This window comes from Mycobacterium timonense (genome assembly GCF_025821985.1).
GTDB classification, from domain to species: Bacteria; Actinomycetota; Actinomycetes; order Mycobacteriales; family Mycobacteriaceae; genus Mycobacterium; species Mycobacterium avium.
Window position 1 is genome coordinate 174,492 of the sequence record NZ_JACKSY010000038.1, and the last position, 18,355, is coordinate 192,846.

At 70.2% G+C, this 18,355-nt stretch carries 11 protein-coding genes; 8 read left to right on the top strand and 3 right to left on the bottom strand.

Annotated elements, in window-relative coordinates; translation table 11 throughout:
• From H7I87_RS10925 to H7I87_RS10950, 6 genes are all read left to right on the top strand, one after another.
• The gene (locus H7I87_RS10925; protein ID WP_011724535.1) at window positions 1-6,573 is read left to right on the top strand and encodes a non-ribosomal peptide synthetase; all 6,573 of its coding nucleotides are present in this window, start codon (window positions 1-3) and stop codon (window positions 6,571-6,573) included.
• Window positions 6,570-11,012: a non-ribosomal peptide synthetase gene (locus H7I87_RS10930; RefSeq protein WP_033713222.1), complete on the top strand. Its 4,443-nt coding sequence runs from the start codon at window positions 6,570-6,572 to the stop codon at window positions 11,010-11,012. Before H7I87_RS10925 ends, H7I87_RS10930 begins: the two co-directional genes overlap by 4 nt.
• Window positions 11,009-12,295, top strand: a complete 1,287-nt coding sequence (mbtG, locus tag H7I87_RS10935; RefSeq protein ID WP_011724537.1) for an NADPH-dependent L-lysine N(6)-monooxygenase MbtG — start codon at window positions 11,009-11,011, stop codon at window positions 12,293-12,295. The genes H7I87_RS10930 and mbtG overlap by 4 nt, the downstream gene beginning before the upstream one ends.
• Window positions 12,276-12,491: an MbtH family protein gene (locus tag H7I87_RS10940; RefSeq protein WP_003875997.1), complete on the top strand. Its 216-nt coding sequence runs from the start codon at window positions 12,276-12,278 to the stop codon at window positions 12,489-12,491. Before mbtG ends, H7I87_RS10940 begins: the two co-directional genes overlap by 20 nt.
• Before the next feature lie 175 nt (window positions 12,492-12,666).
• Window positions 12,667-13,203: an MTB12 family secreted protein gene (locus H7I87_RS10945; RefSeq protein ID WP_011724538.1), complete on the top strand. Its 537-nt coding sequence runs from the start codon at window positions 12,667-12,669 to the stop codon at window positions 13,201-13,203.
• Window positions 13,204-13,496: 293 nt separating this feature from the next.
• A complete protein-coding gene (locus H7I87_RS10950) occupies window positions 13,497-14,015 on the top strand; it encodes an MTB12 family secreted protein (protein WP_011724539.1) in 519 nt (172 codons plus the stop codon).
• Here H7I87_RS10950 and H7I87_RS10955 read toward each other — a convergent pair.
• The 3 genes from H7I87_RS10955 to H7I87_RS10965 all read right to left on the bottom strand — a co-directional run bounded on the left by H7I87_RS10955 (window position 14,009) and on the right by H7I87_RS10965 (window position 15,888).
• Complete coding sequence (locus tag H7I87_RS10955) at window positions 14,009-14,899, bottom strand: sigma-70 family RNA polymerase sigma factor (protein WP_011724540.1); 891 nt, start codon at window positions 14,897-14,899, stop codon at window positions 14,009-14,011. The genes H7I87_RS10950 and H7I87_RS10955 overlap by 7 nt on opposite strands.
• Window positions 14,896-15,492, bottom strand: a complete 597-nt coding sequence (locus tag H7I87_RS10960; RefSeq protein ID WP_024637522.1) for a carboxymuconolactone decarboxylase family protein — start codon at window positions 15,490-15,492, stop codon at window positions 14,896-14,898. Before H7I87_RS10960 ends, H7I87_RS10955 begins: the two co-directional genes overlap by 4 nt.
• An 81-nt stretch (window positions 15,493-15,573) precedes the next feature.
• Entirely contained in the window at window positions 15,574-15,888 is a 315-nt protein-coding gene (locus H7I87_RS10965; RefSeq protein ID WP_003876002.1) for a type II toxin-antitoxin system VapB family antitoxin, read from the bottom strand.
• 215 nt (window positions 15,889-16,103) lie between these two features.
• On the opposite strand from H7I87_RS10965, the gene hrcA reads away from it, so the two are divergent.
• Window positions 16,104-17,135, top strand: coding sequence for a heat-inducible transcriptional repressor HrcA (hrcA, locus tag H7I87_RS10970; RefSeq protein WP_063967204.1), 1,032 nt, complete (start codon window positions 16,104-16,106; stop codon window positions 17,133-17,135).
• A gap of 56 nt (window positions 17,136-17,191) precedes the next feature.
• Complete coding sequence (gene dnaJ / locus H7I87_RS10975) at window positions 17,192-18,337, top strand: molecular chaperone DnaJ (protein ID WP_019731900.1); 1,146 nt, start codon at window positions 17,192-17,194, stop codon at window positions 18,335-18,337.
• The last annotated feature ends 18 nt before the right edge of the window (window positions 18,338-18,355 follow it).

The window sequence follows — 18,355 nt, forward strand, 5'->3', positions numbered from 1 at the left end:
GTGACAGAAACCACCGGCGCCGGCACCCGCCTCGACGACGAGCGGCTGGAGTTGTTGCGCCGCAAGCTTGCTGAGCGCGGCCTGTCCCGGTCGGCCGGCACGGCCAGGCACGACGAGCCACGCATGTCCGTCGGTCAGCACCGGATGTGGTTCGTGCAGTCGGTCGATCCCGACAGCGCGCTGCTCAACATCTGCGTTTCCTATCGCCTCACCGGCGGCGTCGACACCGGGCGGCTGCACCGCGCGGTCGACGCCGTTGCGGCCCGACACCCGGTCCTGCACACCACGTATGACACCACCGATGAGGGGGACCCGCGGCCGGTGCTCCGCGCGGACCTGCGGCCCGAGTGGGCCGAACACGACCTGTCCGGGCTGACCGAGCAGGCCCGCCGGTTGCGGCTGGATGTGTTGGCCCAGCGGGACTTTCGCCGGCCGTTCGACCTGAGCAAGGATTCGCCGCTGCGCGTCACGGCGGCCCGCCTGGCCGACGACGAGCTGATGCTGTTGATCACCGCCCACCACATCGCCTGGGACGACGGCTCATGGGCGCCGTTTTTCGCCGACCTGACCCGGGCGTACACCGCCCCGGGCGATTTCGATGCCACGCCGGTGGTGCCTGACCTATCGGCGGATCCGACCGCGATCCGCCGGGAAGACCTGGACTATTGGCGTCCGCTGATGGCCGATCTGCCGGAGCCGCTCGAGCTGCCCGGACCTAACGGTTCGGTGGTGCCCAGCACCTGGCGCGCGCAGCGTGCCTTCGCCGAATTGCCGGCGGAGATCGTCGACCGGGCGGCCGCGCTGGCCCGCGAGACGGGCGCCACCCCGTACATGGTGTTGATGGCCGCGTTCGCCGCGCTGGTGCACCGCTACACCGGGTCGACGGACTTCCTCGTCGCCGCCCCGGTGCTCAACCGCGGCGCGGCGACCGAGAACGTCATCGGCTACTACGGCAACACCGTGGTCATCCGGCTGCGACCGCAGTCGCATCAGAGCTTTCGCGAGCTGCTGGCCCAAACCCGCGACGGCGCGGTGGGCGCCTTCGCTCACTCCCGCGCCGACCTGGATTGGCTGGTGCGCGAATCGAATCCGGATCGCCGGCACGGCGCCGACCGGATGACCCGGGTCAGCTTTGGGCAGCGCGAGCCCGATGGCGCCGGCTTCTGCCCGCCCGGCGTGCGTTGTGAACGCGGCGATTTGCGAGGGCATTTCAACCAGCTGCCGCTGAGCCTGATGGTCGAGCTGAACCGCACGCCGGACGGTTCCGGTGGCGGTTTGGTGGAGGCCGAGTATCTGGTCGAGGTGCTCGATCAGCAGTTGGTGGAGCAGATGCTGCGTCACTACCGCACCCTGCTCGACAGCCTGCTGTCCGACCCGGACGCGACGCTGTCGGCATGCGCGCTGATGAGCGACGCGGACGCCGAGTGGCTGCGCGCGGTGTCGACCGGTGAACAATTCATCACCCCGGCCGCCACGTTGTCGGAGTTGGTCAGCCGCCGGGCGGCGCGCACCCCCGACGCCGTTGCCGTCGTCTACGAGGGCCGCACCTACACCTACCGGGACATCGAGGAAGAGTCGAACCGGGTGGCGCACTGGCTCATCGAGCGGGGCGTCGGCACCGAGGACCGGGTCGCGGTGCTGCTGGACAAGTCACCCGAGCTGGTCATCACCGCGCTCGGCGTGCTCAAGGCGGGCGGGGTGTACCTGCCGGTGGACCCCACCTATCCGCAGGACCGGCTGAACTTCATCCTCGGCGACGCCGACGCCAAACTCGTGCTGCGCGAACCGGTTACCGACCTGGCCGACTATCCGGCCACCGCACCTACCGAGTTGCTGCGGCCGCTGACCCCGCAGAACACCGCCTACCTCATCTACACCTCGGGTTCCACCGGGCTGCCCAAGGGCGTTCCGGTGCCGCACGCGCCCATCGCCGAGTACTTCGTCTGGTTCGGCGACGAGTACCGCATCGACGAGACGGACCGGCTGTTGCAGGTCGCATCGCCCAGCTTCGACGTGTCCATCGGAGAGATCTTCGGCACCCTGATCATGGGTGCGCGCCTGGTGATTCCGCGGCCCGACGGGTTGCGTGACATCGGCTACCTCACCGAACTGCTGGCCCGGGAGGGCATCACGTCGATGCACTTCGTGCCGTCGCTGCTGGGGCTGTTTCTGTCGTTGCCCGGGGTCAGCCAGTGGCGCACCCTGCGTCGGGTACCCATCGGCGGCGAGGCGCTGCCCGGCGAGATCGCCGACAAGTTCCACGCCACCTTCGACGCGTCGCTGTACAACTTCTACGGGCCGACCGAGACGGTGGTCAACTGCACCAGCTACCCGGTGGAAGGCGCACAGGGGACCCGGGTGGTGCCCATCGGGCGGCCCAAGATCAACACCCGGGTGTATCTGCTCGACAACGCCCTGCAGCCGGTTCCGCCCGGTGTGATCGGCGAAATCTACATCGCCGGAACACATGTCGCGCACGGATACCACCGCCGGCCGCAGCTGACCGCCGAGCGTTTCGTCGCCGACCCGTTCTCCCGGGGCGGGCGCATGTACCGCTCCGGCGACCTGGCCCGGCGCAACGCCAACGGCGACATCGAGTTCGTCGGCCGCGCCGACGAACAGGTGAAGATCCGCGGCTTCCGCATCGAGCTGGGCGAGATCGCCGCCGCCATCTCGGTCGACCCCAGCGTGGGGCAAGCGGTCGTGCTGGCCATGGACCTGCCCCAGTTGGGCAAGAGCCTGGTGGGATACGTGACACCGGCCCAGGGTGCCGGCACGGAAACCGTTGACGTCGAACGCATCCGGGCCCGGGTGGCGGCCGCGCTGCCGGACTACATGACGCCGGCCGCCTACGTGGTGCTCGACGAGATCCCGATCACCGCGCACCAGAAGATCGACCGCGCCGCGCTGCCGCAGCCGCAGATCGGCGCGGGCACCGAATACCGCGATCCCACGACTCCCACCGAACACCGCATCGCCCAACTGTTTTCCGGACTGCTCGGTCACGAACGGGTGGGCGTCGACGACTCGTTCTTCGATCTGGGTGGCCACTCGCTGGTCGCGACCAAACTGGTCACCGCGATCCGCGCCGAATGCGGGGTCGAGATCGGGATCCGCGACGTGTTCGAGCTGGCGACGGTGGGCCTGTTGGCGGAGCGGGTCGATCAGCTCAGTTCGGGCGAACTGACCGGAACGCGGCCCAAACTGATCGCGACCGCCCACGACGAGCCCCTGCCGCTTTCGGCGTCCCAGCTGCGCAGCTGGTTCGCCTACCGGATGGATGGGCCCAGTCCGGTCAACAACATTCCCTTCGCGGCGAGGCTGACCGGGCCGTGGGACATCGACGCGCTGATCGCGGCCGTCGGCGACGTCGTCGCCCGGCACGAGATCCTGCGCACCCGCTACGTCGAACTCGACGGCGTGCCCTACCAGGTGGTGGGCCCGCCCGGCGTCGAGATCCCGGTGCGCCGCGAGGACGGCCCCGACGACCCCTGGCTGCAGCAGCAGCTCGACGCCGAGCGGCGGCACTGCTTCGAGCTGGACGGCGAATTGCCGATCCGGGTCGCGGTGCTGCGCGTCGCGAACGCGGCCGAGCATGTGCTGTCTCTGGTCGTGCACCACATCGCATCCGACCATTGGTCGGCGGGTGTGCTGTTCGCCGACGTGATGACCGCCTACCGCGCGCGGCGCGGTGGGGAAGCGCCGTCCTGGGCTCCGCTGCGCGTGCAGTACGCCGACTACGCGGCCTGGCAGCGCACGTTTCTCGGTGACGCTGGCGGCCAGGAGTCCGCGGTTGCCGGTGCGCAGCGCGAGTACTGGACCCGGCAGCTGGCCGGGCTGCCGGAGGACACCGGGCTGCGCCCGGACTTCCCGCGCCAGCCGGTGCCCAGCGGGGACGGCGAATCCGTCGACTTCCACATCGACGCGGCCACCAGGGCCAAGCTCGCCGACGTGTGCCGCGAATTGGGCATCACCGAGTTCATGCTGCTGCAAACGGCGGTCGCCGTCGTGCTGCACAAGGCCGGTGGCGGCGTGGACATTCCGCTGGGCACCCCGGTAGCCGGTCGCACCGAAGCCGAATTGGACCAGCTGATTGGCTTTTTCGTCAACATCCTGGTGCTGCGCAACGACCTGGACGGCAACCCGACGTTGCGCGAACTGCTCAAGCGGGCCCGGGAAACCGCGCTGGCCGCCTATGCGCACCAGGACCTGCCGTTCGACCGGGTGGTCGACAGCGTCAGCCCGGTGCGGTCATTGTCGCGCAATCCGCTGTTCCAGGTCGTCGTGCACGTCCGCGATCACCTGTCCGCCACCCGGGTCATCGAGACCGCACCCGTCGGAGGCGACGGCCAGGACACCGTGTGCACGTCGCTGGATCCCGTCTTCGACATGGCGCACGCCGACCTGAGCGTGAACTTCTTCGGCACCGACGGCGCCGGCGACATCGGCTACAACTGCCATCTGATCTTCCGCACCGACCTGTATCGCAGGACCACCATCGAGCGGCTGGCCGGATGGCTGGTCCGGGCCGTCACCGCGTTCGCCGACGACCTCGACCAGACGTTGCGGGACGTCGCGCTGATCGACGCCGGCGAACAACAGCGCATCCTGCGACAGTGGAGCCGCGGCGCGCAGCCGCCACGGGACCGGCCGCGCACCATACCGGAACTGCTGCAAGCCAGCCGGTCGCTGGGGGCCGACCGGATCGCGGTGCGCTGCGGCGCCGAGCACATCGACTACCCTGCGCTGCACCGCCGTTCGGACAACCTGGCCGCGCTGCTCGTCGACAGGGGGGTAGGACCGGGCACGCTGGTCGGGCTGTCCACCCGGCGCAGCATCGAGCTGGTGGTGGCGCTGGTGGCCATCATGAAGGCCGGTGCCGGTTACTTCCCCGTCGATCCCGGATATCCTTCGGCGCGTAAGCAATTCATGCTCGACGACGTGCGGCCACCGGTCGTGGTCGCGACGGTCGAAGCGGTGGACACCATGCCGGGGCTGCCCGGGGTCGAGCTGCTCTCGCTGGACGATCCGCAGGTCCGCGCGCTGGTGGACCGCGACGACGTGGACCCGCGGGCGGGCCGACTGCGACCGCCCCACCCCGACGATCCGATGTATCTGGTGTTCACCTCGGGCTCCACCGGCAAGCCGAAAGGTGCTGTGGGAACGCATCGCTCGATGGCGGCCCGGCTGGATTGGCAGCTGCGGCACTACCCGCCGCGCACCGACGACGTTCGATTGGCGCAGGCCTCCATCACCTTCCTGGAAGGCGGCATGGAGATGCTGGCCGGGCTGGCGGCGGGCGCGACGATGATCCTGGCCGACGACGCCGAACACCGCGACCCCGAGGCGCTCGGGGAGTTGATGCACCGGCATTCGGTCGCCCAGGTGACCGCGGTGCCCAGCCTGGTCTCCGCGCTGCTGGACAGCCGGCCCGATGCGGTGCGCTCGCTGTCGCGGCTGGTGTGCGGCGGCGAGCCGGTCAGCACCTCGCTGCTGCAGCGGCTGGTGTCGGTGTGCGACGAAGCCGACGGCGGCGGCCCCGAGTTGTTGAACAACATCGGCTCGACCGAAACCTCCGGCGCGGTGTCCCGCGGGCCGTTGAGTCCGCCGAATCCGCTTGTCGGGAAACCCGTTCCGGGTGCGCAGGCGTATCTGCTCGACGACGGGCTGCGCCCGGTGCCGGTCGGCGTGGTGGGGGAGCTCTACTACGCCGGCGACCAGCTCGCTCGGGGGTATTGGAAACGTCCCGGCCTGACCGCGGCCCGGTTCGTCGCGAATCCGTTCGGGGCGGAACCCGGTTCGCGCCTGTACCGCAGCGGTGACCTGGCCCGGTGGACCGAGGACGGCCAGCTGGAATTCGTCGGGCGCTCCGACCACCAGGTGCAGGTCCGTGGTTTCCGGGTCGAGTTGGCCGAGGTCGAGGCGGCTCTGGCGGGCGCCGATGGCGTCGCCGCGGCGGCGGCCCGCACCTGGGAGGTGCACGGCGGCACCTCCCTGGCCGGCTACGTGGTGCCGCAACGGCCCATTGCCGACGAGGCCGAGAAGGCGGCGTTCGCCGCACAGGTGCGCGCCGAGATCGCTGCCACCTTGCCGGGCTACATGATGCCGTCGTCGCTGACCGTGCTCGACGCCCTGCCGAAAACCGAATCCGGCAAGCTGAATCGGCCCGGCCTGCCCCGGCCGGCGGTCAGCACCGGCGGCCGGACCGAGCCGGCCCGCACCGACACCGAACGGGCATTGGCCAACGTGTTCGCCGAGCTGCTGTCCACACCCGAGGTCGGGCGGTTCGACGACTTCTTCGCGCTGGGCGGCGACAGCATCCTGTCGGTGCAGCTGGCGTCGCGGGCGCGGGCAGCCGGCCTGCCGGTGAGTCCGCGGATGATCTTCGAGAACCCCACCGTGCAGCAGCTGGCTGCCGCCCTGGATGCGTTGGGAGACAACGATAGTGACGGTCGGCTGGACGATCAGCCGGCCGACACCCGGTTCGAGCCGATGAGCACCTCCGGGTTGTCGGCCTCGGATCTGGCCGCGGTGACCCAGCTTTGGTCGTCGTCGCGGGAAGGCACCGCATGACCGCCGCCGAAACCGATGTCGCCCCCGACATCGAGGATGTGATGGCGCTGAGCCCGCTGCAGGAGGGCTTGTATTCGCTGACCACGCTTGCCGAGTTCGCCGACGGCCAGCCGGCGGACGACCCGTACGTGATCGGGATGGCCGCCGACATCACCGGGACACTCGATGTCGCCCTGCTGCGCGATTGCGCGGAAAAGATGTTGGTGCGCCACCCGAACCTGCGGGCCAGCTTCTTTTCCCGAGGCATCCCGCGGCCGGTGCAGATCGTGCCGTCCCGGGTCGAGCTGCCGTGGCGGTCCGTCACGGCCTCGCCCGCTGAGGTGCCGATGCTGGAAACCGCCGAACGCCGGCGCCCCTTCGATCTCGAGCGCGGGCCGGCCATCCGTTTCCTGCTCATCGAATTACCGGATGCGCATTGGCGTTTGGTGCTGACCGCTCATCACATCGTGATCGACGGCTGGTCGCTGCCGGTGTTCGTCAACGAGCTGATGACCCTGTACCGGGCCGGCGGCGATCGGTCGGCGCTGCCCGCCGCGCCGCGGCCCTATCGCGACTACATCGGTTGGCTGGCCGGCCGCGATCTACAAGCCAGCCAACGGGTTTGGCGCGAACACCTGGCCGGGCTGCCCGGTCCCACCCTGCTGGCCGCCTCGCTCGGCTCGGCCGAGGCGACCGGGGGACAGCGGACTGCGTTGCCGCGCACCACCGAATTGCGGATGCCGGCGGAGGCCACCGCGCGGCTGGCCGCCGAGACCCGGTCCCGCGGCATCACCGTCAACACCCTGATGCAGATGGCGTGGGCGCTGGTGCTGTCCCGGCTGACCGACACCCGCGACGTGGTTTTCGGGGTCACGGTGTCGGGCCGGCCGCCGGAGTTGACCGGTGTGGAGACCATGGTCGGTCTGTTCATCAACACCGTGCCGCTGCGGGTGCGGCTCGACCCCGCCGCGACCGTCGGCGAACAGTGCCGGGCCGTGCAGCGCGACGCCGCGCTGCTGCGTGAGCACAGCTACCTCGGGCATGCCCAGCTGCGCGCCCTCGGCGGGATCGGCGAGATGTTCGACACGCTGCTGGTGTACGAGAACTTCCCGATGGACGGATTGACCGCCGGCGGTGAATTGTCCGCCGGCGGTGCGACATTCCGGCCGTCGGCCCTGCAAACGCTGTCCCACTTCCCGATCGCCGTCGCCGCCCACATGGAAGGCGGCGAACTGGTGGTGCTGATCGAAGTGGTCGACGGCGCGCTCGGTGTCATCCCCGCCGATGCGGTCGGGCGCCGGCTGCTGACCACCGCCGAGCGACTGCTGCGGCACTGGGAGCGCCCGTTGCGTGCCGTCAGCGTCCTGTTCGACGACGAAGCCGCACCGCTGCGCGCCGCCGGGCCCATCGCGCCGCCGTCACCGAAATGCCTGCCCGCCCGATTCGCCGACGTGGTGGCGCAGACACCCGACGCGCCGGCGGTCAGCTGGGCGCAGGGCTCGCTCACCTACCGCGAACTGGACGAGGCGACCAACCGGCTCGCGGCACAACTTGTCGCGCTCGGGGTCGAACCCGAAACACCGGTCGCGATCAAGCTTTCCCGCGGGCCGCGCTACGTCGTCGCGATGCTGGCGGTGCTGAAGGCCGGCGGCATGTGCGTGCCGATGGAGCCGGGAATGCCCGCGCCGCGGGTGAACTCGATTCTGCGCCAGTCCGGCGCCTCGATCGTGCTGGACGAGGAGCGGATCGACGAACTCCTCGAGGCCGGCAGATCCCAGCACGGCGGCTTCGAGCCGCCCGACATCCCGCCGGCCCAGGCCGCCTATGTGGTGTTCACCTCCGGCACGACGGGAGAACCCAAGGGCGTCATCGGAACTCACGGCGCGGTGGGCGCCTACGCCGACGACCACCTCGACCGGGTGTTACGCCCGGCGGCGGCCGCGCTGGGCCGCCCGTTGCGCATCGCCCACGCCTGGTCCTTCGCCTTCGACGCCGCCTGGCAGCCGCTGGTTGCATTGCTCGACGGCCACGGCGTGCACGTCGTCGACGAAGCCACCCAGACCGACGCGGAGGCGCTGGTCGCGCTGATCGCCGAGCACGGCGTCGACATGATCGACACCACCCCGTCGATGTTCGCCCAGCTGCAGGCCTTCGGCCTGCTGAGCGAGGCGCCGCTGACCGTGCTGGCGTTGGGGGGCGAGGCGCTCGGCAGCGCGGCCTGGGCCCGAATCCGCAACGCGTGCAACACCACAACGATGTCGGCGTACAACTGCTACGGCCCGACCGAGACCACCGTCGAGGCGGTGGTGGCCGCCATCGCCGAGCACGCCGAGCCGTCCATCGGGCGGCCCACCCGGCACACCCGCGGCTACGTGCTGGACTCCGAGTTGCGCCCGGTGCCGTGCGGGGCGACCGGCGAGCTGTACCTGGGCGGCGCCCAGCTGGCCCGCGGCTATCTGGGCCGCGCGGGGGAGACCGCGTCCCGGTTCGTCGCCGACCCGTTCGCGGCCTCCGAACGGATGTATCGAACCGGGGACCTGGTGCGCCGGTTGCCCGACGGCTCACTGCAATACGTGGGACGCGCCGACGCCCAGGTGAAGATCCGCGGCCACCGGGTGGAGCCCGGCGAGATCGCGGCCGCACTGGAATCACACCCCGCCGTCCGGCACGCCGGTGTGCTGGTGCGCCACCGCGACGGCGCACCGCGGCTCACCGCCTACGTGGCGACGCACCGGGCCGCACCCGACACGCCGAGCCCGGCCGAGCTGCGCGGCATGCTCAGCGCCCGGCTGCCGCGCTACATGGTGCCGCAGCGCATCATCATGGTCGACGAAATCCCGTTGACCCCCAACGGGAAGCTCGACGAAACCGCGCTGGCCGCCGTGGACAACGCCGAAGCCGTCGACGGCGCGGCCACGCCACAGACCGGCACCGAATCAGCGCTGGCCGAACTGATCGCCGAGCTGCTCGGCCAGCCGCGAGTCGACGTCACCGCGGACTTCCTGGCGCTGGGCCTGGACAGCATCATGGCGCTCTCGGTGGTCCAGGCGGCCCGGGCCCGCGGAATCGCGTTGCGCGCCAGGCTCGTTCTCGACTGCACCAGCATCCGCGAACTTGCCGAAGCGATCGACGCGGAAAGCACGCCCGCCGCGGGCCGAGTGGACGACGGAACGGGCCCGATGCCGTTGCTGCCCAACGGCCGCTGGCTCTACGAACACGGCCAGCCGCGCAGACTGGCCCAAACCGAAGCCATCCGGGTCCCGCAGACGCTGCGCCGCGACCAGTTGGAGACCGCCCTGGCCGGCATCATCGACGGTCACGAGGTGCTGCGCAGCCGGGTGGACCGCGCCACGATGACCCTGGTTGCGGGACCGGCTCCCGACATCGGTAGGGAACTGGAAGAGGTTGCGGTGGTTGGTGATCTGCGCGCGGCGGTGGCCGACCACGCCACCCGGGCGATCGACCGGCTGGACCCCGAACGCGGGGTGCTGCTGAGCGCGGTGTGGCTGCGACCGGCCGACGGGGACGGCGTGCTGCTGCTCACCGCGCACGTCATCGCCCTCGACCCGGCGTCGTGGCGGGTGGTCCTCGGCGAACTCGGCGCCGCCTTGACGGCGGCGGCCACCGGTCACTCGCCGGCGGCCGTCCGGGAGCACACCAGCTACCGCCGCTGGGCGCACGCGCTGACCGCGCGTGCGCACCGGTTGGACACCGTGGGGTTCTGGGCGTCCGAATTGGACGGCGACGACCCCGATCTCGGCGCCCGGCGCGTCGACCCGGCCCGCGACCGCGCCCGCGACCTGCTCGTCCGCAACGTCGCCACCGACGCCGACCTCACCCGCCGGCTCCTGGAGTCGGGTCTGCCGCTGCCCACGCTGCTGGTGGCCGCCACCGCGGCCACCGTGACGCGCTGGCGCCGGCAACGCGGACAATCCACGCCGCCGCCACTGCTGGCCCTCGAAACACACGGCCGCGCAGACAGTTTGGTGGACGGCCCGGGTGCACACACCATCGACACCGGCGACACGGTGGGCCTGCTCAGCTCCATCTACCCGATCCGGGTCGACGCGGCGGACCCGCGACGGGTGGCCGACAAGCTGGCCGCGATCCCCGGCGACGGACTCGACTACGGGCTGCTGCGCTACCTGCGTGACGACACCGCCGAACGGCTCGCCGCCCTCCCGTCGCCGCAACTGCTGCTGAACTACCTGGGCGCCGCCCACACCGACGGCGGCACCGGGCTGACGCTCGAGCGTGAGCTGCTCGCCGGACTGTCACCGATCCCCGAGCCCGACCTGGCCGTGCGCCACGAGCTCACCATCGCGGCGATGGTGCTGACATACGGCGGACAACGGGTGCTGGCCGCGCAGTGGCGCACCCTGCCCGATATTCTCACAGACACGGATATCACTGCGCTGCAAGAGCTTTGGGTCGATTCACTGCGGGAGATGGTGACATGAGCACACTTGCGATCCTGGGCGCGGGAGCCAAGGCGGTGGCGGTGGCCGCCAAGGCTTCGGTGCTGCGCGACATGGGTGTCGAGGTTCCCGACGTGGTCGCGGTGGAACGCATCGGCGTGGCGGCGAACTGGCAGGCCAGCGGCGGCTGGACCGACGGTGCGCACCGGCTGGGTACCAGCCCGGAAAAGGACGTCGGCTTCCCCTACCGCTCGGCGCTGGTGCCGCGCCGCAACGCCGAACTGGACGAGCGGATGACCCGCTACAGTTGGCAGTCCTATCTGATCGCGACGGCGTCGTTCGCCGAATGGATCGACCGCGGCAGGCCGGCGCCGACGCACCGCCGGTGGAGCCAGTATCTGTCCTGGGTGGCCGACCACGTGGGGATGACCGTGGTGCACGGCGAGGTCGAACAACTGGCCGTCACCGGGGACCGCTGGGCGCTGCATACCCACGAAACCACCGTGCACGCCGACGCGTTGATGATCACCGGCCCCGGCCAGGCCGAAAAGTCTTTGCTCCCAGGCAATCCGCGGATGCTGTCCATCGCCCAGTTCTGGGATCGCGCCGCCAACCACGACCGGATCAGCGCCGAGCGGGTCGCGGTGATCGGCGGTGGAGAGACGGCCGCGGCGATGCTCAACGAGTTGTTCCGGCACCGGGTGTCCAGCATCACCGTCATCTCGCCCCAGGCGACGCTGTTCACCCGGGGCGAAGGGTATTTCGAGAACTCGCTGTTCTCCGACCCGACCAACTGGCCGGCCCTGACCCTGGCCGAACGCCGGGATGCGTTGGCCCGCACCGATCGCGGGGTGTTCTCGTCGTCCGTGCAGGAAGCGCTGCTGGCCGACGACCGTATCCACCACCTTCGGGGACGGGTCGCCCACGCGGTGGGCGTGCAGGGACAGATCCGGCTGACGCTGTCCACCAACCGCGGCAGTGAGAACCTGGAGACCGTGCACGGCTTCGACCTGGTGATCGACGGCTCCGGTGCCGACTCGCTTTGGTTCGCACCGCTGTTCAGCCAGGAGGCCCTCGATCTGCTGGAGCTCGGTCTGGGCGGACCCCTGAGCTCGGAGCGGCTGCAGGAGGCGATAGGTTATGACCTGGCCGTCACCGACGTCACCCCCAAGTTGTTCCTACCGAACCTGTCCGGGCTCACCCAGGGGCCCGGGTTCCCCAACCTGAGCTGCCTCGGCTTGCTGTCCGACCGGGTGTTGGGATCGACCCTTGGCCCGACGAAGTATCCCGCGCGAAGGAGACATGATGAGCGCCAACCCCTTTGACGACGACACCGCGACCTTCGTGGTGCTGGTCAACGACGAGGACCAGCACAGCCTGTGGCCGACCTTCGCCGAGACGCCCCCGGGCTGGCGTGTGGTCTTCGGTGCGGCCGGCCGCGCCGACTGCCTGCAGTACGTGGAGCAGAATTGGTCGGATATCCGGCCCAAGAGCCTGATCGAGGCGCTCGCCGGCGAGTAGCCGCCACCGCGAAACGCGGTCCGCGGCCGGAGCGTCGTCGTAACGTGACCAACTCGAGACACAAAATGCCGTGTCGCAAGGCACACTTACACCATCTTCAACCATGAAGACGTGTGACCGCGTGCGGCGCAACCGCAAAACCCCGCCACGGTCCATGCGCATCGAAGGGGGACCTGTGAAAACCGTGAAGTCCATTGCCACGGGCGTGGCGGCGCTGACCGCCATCGGCGGCCCGGCCGCCGGTGTGGCTTCCATGGCAGCGCCGACCGGTCTGCATGACGTGCAGTTGGCGGCGTTCGGAGCGCCGCTGCCGCAAGACCCGCCGCCACCGCCGCCCCTGCCGCCGGGAGCGCCGGGCCAGTTGCCGACGGCGGATCAATTGGCCAACCTCTGCAACCAGGTGACCGATCCGGGCGTGAACTACCGGGAGAAGGCCAACTTGGTGGAAAACGGCGTCAGCCAGAACGAGGGTATGGTGGCCGACCACGACCTGCGGAAGGCCTACCGCAACGGGAACTTCCCCGAGCAGTTCAACGTCACCAACATCGCGCCGGCCGGACCCAACATGGCCCAAGCCGACGTCGGCATCACGGGGCCCAAGTTCGCCGGGCCGGTCAACAAGCACCTGGTGTTCGTCAACCAGGGCGGCAACTGGGTCCTGCAGCACGACGCCGCGATCGCGCTGATCCAGGCGGCCACCGCGATGAACTGACCGACATCGGTAAACCCTTGCCGGACCGCCGAATTCGTGCACACGCAGTGACGGTCATCGACCCCCATGCGCCACCCGTCCAGGGGCGCATGGGGGTTCGGCGTCTTACCGCGCAACCATCGGCTCGCACAGCCCGCGCACAGTTTGCTCATGTCCCCTGCACATCGGCAGGCCGTAACGTATCGGTGCCGAGACACGAATTAGCAGATGCAACGGGGCACCATCCACATCCAACAAAGGGCGACCGGGGTACCACCTGCGCGTCGACATTCGTGCCCACCGAAGGGGGAATCATGAACACCGTCAAAACCATTGCCACCGGCGTGGCGGCGCTGGCCATCGTCGGGGGCGCCGCCGCCGGACTGGCCGCCGCCGCGGCGCCGAGCGCGCCGGGCACCGTGCGGCTCGCCGCCGTCGGCGCACCGCTTCCGCAGGATCCGCCGCCGGCACAGCCGGTCGCGGGCGCCAACGTCCCGACTTCCGACCAGCTCACCGGCCTGCTCAACAGCCTGGCCGACCCGAGTGTTCCGTTCGCGAACAAGAGCAACCTGGTGCAGGGCGGGATCAGCGGTGTGGAAGCGCACGTCGCCGACAAGAAGCTGCAGAAGGCCGCCAAAAATGGTGACCTGCCGCTGTCGTTCGACGTGACCAACATCCAACCGACCGCCTCGGGTGCGGCGACGGCCGACGTTTCGGTGTCCGGTCCCAAGCTGACCTCGCCGGTCACCCAGAACGTCACCTTCGTCAACCAGGGCGGTTGGGTGCTGTCGCGGGCGTCGGCGATGGAGTTGCTGCAGGCCGCCGGTCAGTGATCGGCGCGTAGCGCACCCAGCTCCAGTTTCGCGATGCGGTCCGGATCCGCCAGCACGTCGATCGCGCGGATCCGGCCGCCGCGCACCACGAAACCCATGACCGACGCGGCGCGGCCTGCGACGAAGATGACGGCACCCGCGGCGCCGTTGACCGTCGCGGCGCACGCCTCGCGCTCGGGCCCCGCGTAGCTGCGGGCCAGCTTGGCCACCGCGGCCGCGCCCTGCACCCGAACCGTCGCGGTGGCCGGCCCGAAGTCGCCGCGCAGCACCACGTCGGGATGCAGCACCGACACCAGGCGGTCGAAGTCCCCGCTGCGGCCCGCCGCGAAGAAGGCGTCGACCACCTCGCGCTGCGCGGCCAGGTCGCCGTCCGGGACCGGATCGGCCCGCTCGATGCGTCGGCGCGCCCGGCTGGCCAGCTTGCGGGCCGACTCCGGCGTGCCGTCCACGATCGCGGCGATCTGCGCGAACGGGACGGCGAACACGTCGTGCAGCACGAACGCCAGCCGCTCCGCCGGCGGCAGCGTGTCCAGCACCACGAACAGCGCCATCCCCACCGCGTCGGCCAGCATCGCGCGGTGCTCTGGATCGAACTCGCCGGCCGGCTCCACGATCGGGTCCGGCAGGTGGGCCGCCGGCTCGGCGCCGTCGCGAGTTCGGCGGTCGCGCAACATGTTCAGGCAGATGCGGGCCACCACCGTGGTCAGCCAGGCGTCCAGGTTGGCGATGTCCGCGCCGCCGCTGCGGTCGAGCCGCAGCCAGGCCTCCTGCACGGCGTCCTGGGCGTCATCGATCGAGCCCAGCATGCGGTACGCGAGCGCACCCAGCCGGGGCCGGGCCGCCTCGAACCGGGCCGTCAGGTCCGCCGCGTCCGGGCTCGTCATGGCCGCGGGGTGTCGGGCAGCGCACACACCCGGCTCCCGGAGAACCCGGACGAGGCGATGCCGAGCGCGATGTTGAAGCGGGCGCGCAGGTTGCCCAGCGTGATGACGTGGGTCAGGCCGACCAGTTGTGCGGTGTCGAAGTGCGCGCGCAGCGCGTCGAACAGCTCATCGCTCACCTCGACCGGGGTGCGGCTGATCGCGGTGGCGTATTCCAGGATCAGCTTGTCGACGTCGGAAAAGCATGCGGCGTCGCGGTAGTCGGCCATGGCCAGCAGTTCCTCGTCGGTGATTCCCCATCGCCGGGCGATCTGGGAGCCCAGGTCGATGCAGTATTCGCAGCGCACCGTCGTCGCCGCCTTCAGCTCGGCCAGCGCGCGGTGCCGCGGCGACAGGATGTCCAGCCTGGACTCGGCCTGCTCCAACCTGCCGTAGGCGTTGAGCAGTCTCGGGATATGCGCATACATGCGCAGCGGTTCCAGCATCCCCGCGGTTTCCAGCCCGGTCATCTGGGCGAGCTTGCGCCTGGTGAAGAAGAAGGCGATCCTGGCGCCCAGGCCGGCGTCGCGGTCGGACACTCCCGGCAGCCGTGACATGGCGATCCTCCTGGCAAGTTGTGCTGTTGACCAAGGTCCTCACTAGGTCGACACGCGGCCAGGCCCAAACGTGACCGCGGGTTATCCGGACGGGCCCAACGGCAGGTCCATGTCGTACACCCGGGCGTGCAACACCGTGCGGTTCCGCAGCGCCGCCCGCACCGCGCGGTGCAGCCCGTCCTCGAGATAGGTGATGCCCTTCCACCGCACCGCGTGCGGGAAGAGGTCGCCATAGAAGGTGGAGTCCTCCGACAGCAACCGATCCAGCGCCAGCACCGTTGTGGTGGTGACCAATTCGTCGAGCCGGATCTGCTGCGGCGGGATCTGCGACCAGTCCCGGTAGGACAGGTTGTGCTCGGGATAGGGTTTGCCGTCGCGCACGCCCTTGAAAATCATCGGCGCCTCTTTCCCGACGCGGTCTGGTGGGCCGAGCGTTTCATGCTGGAAAGGCTAGCCGGGACCCCGGTCGTCCGGCGAGCAGACGCGAAAGCACCCGACACGCCGGGCGGCGGGGAGCTTTTGCGTCTGCTCGCGCTTCAACGGTGAGGTCGGCGCCGCTCGAGACCGTAAAATGAACCCAGCTAACGCGGTATCGATGGAGGTGAGGGCCAGTGGGGAGTGCCGATGAGCGTCGCTTCGAGGTGCTGCGCGCCATCGTCGCCGACTTCATCGCCACCAAGGAGCCGATCGGTTCCAAGACCTTGGTGGAGCGTCACAACCTGGGCGTGTCGTCGGCCACCGTCCGCAACGACATGGCGGTGCTGGAGGCCGAGGGCTACATCACCCAGCCGCACACCAGCTCCGGGCGGGTCCCCACCGAGAAGGGCTACCGCGAATTCGTCGACCGGCTCGACGACGTCAAGCCGCTGTCGGCGGCCGAACGGCGCGCGATCCGGAACTTCATGGAATCGGGTGTCGACCTCGACGACGTGCTGCGCCGCGCGGTGCGGCTGCTCGCGCAGCTGACCCGGCAGGTGGCCATCGTGCAGTACCCGACGTTGTCGTCGTCCACCGTGCGGCACCTCGAGGTGATCGCCCTGACCCCGGCGCGGCTGCTGATGGTCGTCATCACCGACTCTGGCCGGGTGGATCAGCGCATCGTCGAACTCGGCGACGTCATCGACGACCACGAGCTGTCCCGGCTGCGCGAGATGCTCGGGCAGGCGCTGGTCGGCAAGAAGCTGTCCGCCGCGTCGGTCGCGGTGGCCGACCTTGCCGAGCAGCTGCGCAGCCCCGACGGCCTGGGTGACGCGGTGGGCCGGTCGGCCACGGTGTTGCTGGAGTCGCTGGTCGAACACAGCGAGGAACGCCTGCTGATGGGCGGTACCGCCAACCTGACCCGCAACGCCGCCGATTTCGGCGGCTCGTTGCGTTCCATCCTGGAGGCGCTCGAGGAGCAGGTCGTGGTGCTGCGGTTGCTGGCCGCCCAGCAGGAGGCCGGTAAGGTGACGGTGCGCATCGGCCACGAGACGGCCGCCGAGCAGATGGTGGGCACCTCGATGGTCACCACCGCCTACGGCACCTCCGACACCGTTTACGGGGGAATGGGTGTGCTGGGGCCCACCCGGATGGACTATCCGGGAACTATCGCCAGCGTTGCTGCGGTTGCCATGTATATCGGCGAAGTCCTGGGTGCTCGATGAGCGCGCACCCGCACCGTGGGTAGGCGCGGAAAAGACCAGGTATAGGAGAGGCAAGCGTGGCACGCGACTATTACGGGCTGCTCGGCGTGAGCCGAGGCGCCAGCGATGCGGAGATCAAACGCGCGTACCGCAAGCTGGCGCGCGAACTGCATCCCGACGTCAACCCCGACGAGGCCGCGCAGGCGAAATTCAAGGAGATCAGCGTCGCCTACGAGGTGCTCAGCGACCCGGAGAAACGGCGGATCGTCGACCTGGGCGGTGATCCGCTGGAGGGGGCGGCCGCGGCGGGCGGCGGCTTCGGAGGGTTCGGCGGCCTCGGCGATGTGTTCGAGGCCTTTTTCGGGGGCGGCTTCGGCGGCGGCACCACCTCCCGCGGCCCGATCGGGCGGGTCCGGCCGGGCTCGGATTCGCTGCTGCGGATGCGGCTCGACCTCGAGGAGTGCGCCACCGGGGTGACCAAGCAGGTCACCGTCGACACCGCCGTGCTGTGCGACCGCTGCCACGGCAAGGGCACCAACGGCGACTCCGCCCCGGTGCCATGCGACACCTGCGGCGGCCGCGGCGAGGTGCAGACGGTGCAGCGCTCGCTGCTCGGCCAGGTGATGACGTCCCGGCCGTGCCCGACCTGCCGCGGCGTCGGCGTCGTCATCCCCGACCCGTGCCACCAGTGCATGGGCGACGGCCGGGTGCGGGCCCGCCGCGAGATCAGCGTCAAGATCCCCGCCGGGGTGGGTGACGGCATGCGGGTGCGGCTGGCCGCCCAGGGCGAGGTGGGTCCCGGCGGTGGCCCGGCCGGTGACCTCTACGTCGAGGTGCACGAACAGCCCCACGACGTCTTCGTCCGCGAGGGCGACGACCTGCACTGCACGGTGTCGGTGCCGATGGTCGACGCGGCGCTGGGCGCCACCGTCACCGTCGACGCCATCCTGGACGGCGTCAGCGAAATCACCATTCCGCCCGGCACCCAACCGGGTTCGGTCATCACGCTGCGCGGCCACGGCATGCCGCACCTGCGGTCGGGCACCCGCGGCGATCTGCACGTGCACGTCGAGGTGGTGGTGCCCAGCCGGCTGGACGCCCGCGACACCGAGCTGCTGCGCGAATTCAAGGCCCGCCGCGGCCGCGACGTCCCCGAGGTCCGCTCCACCCACGCCGGCGGCGGATTGTTCAGCCGGCTGCGCGAAACCTTCACCGGGCGCTAGCCCGACGCCGCGCGGGCC

Excerpts from the sequence above, each read along its gene's own strand:
- H7I87_RS10960 (WP_024637522.1), bottom strand. The coding sequence starts at position 15,492 with ATGTCACGGCTGCCGGGAGTGTCCGACCGCGACGCCGGCCTGGGCGCC.
- H7I87_RS10955 (WP_011724540.1), bottom strand. The coding sequence starts at position 14,899 with ATGACGAGCCCGGACGCGGCGGACCTGACGGCCCGGTTCGAGGCGGCC.
- H7I87_RS10965 (WP_003876002.1), bottom strand. The coding sequence starts at position 15,888 with ATGATTTTCAAGGGCGTGCGCGACGGCAAACCCTATCCCGAGCACAAC.
- H7I87_RS10930 (WP_033713222.1), top strand. The coding sequence starts at position 6,570 with ATGACCGCCGCCGAAACCGATGTCGCCCCCGACATCGAGGATGTGATG.
- H7I87_RS10940 (WP_003875997.1), top strand. The coding sequence starts at position 12,276 with ATGAGCGCCAACCCCTTTGACGACGACACCGCGACCTTCGTGGTGCTG.
- mbtG (WP_011724537.1), top strand. The coding sequence starts at position 11,009 with ATGAGCACACTTGCGATCCTGGGCGCGGGAGCCAAGGCGGTGGCGGTG.
- H7I87_RS10950 (WP_011724539.1), top strand. The coding sequence starts at position 13,497 with ATGAACACCGTCAAAACCATTGCCACCGGCGTGGCGGCGCTGGCCATC.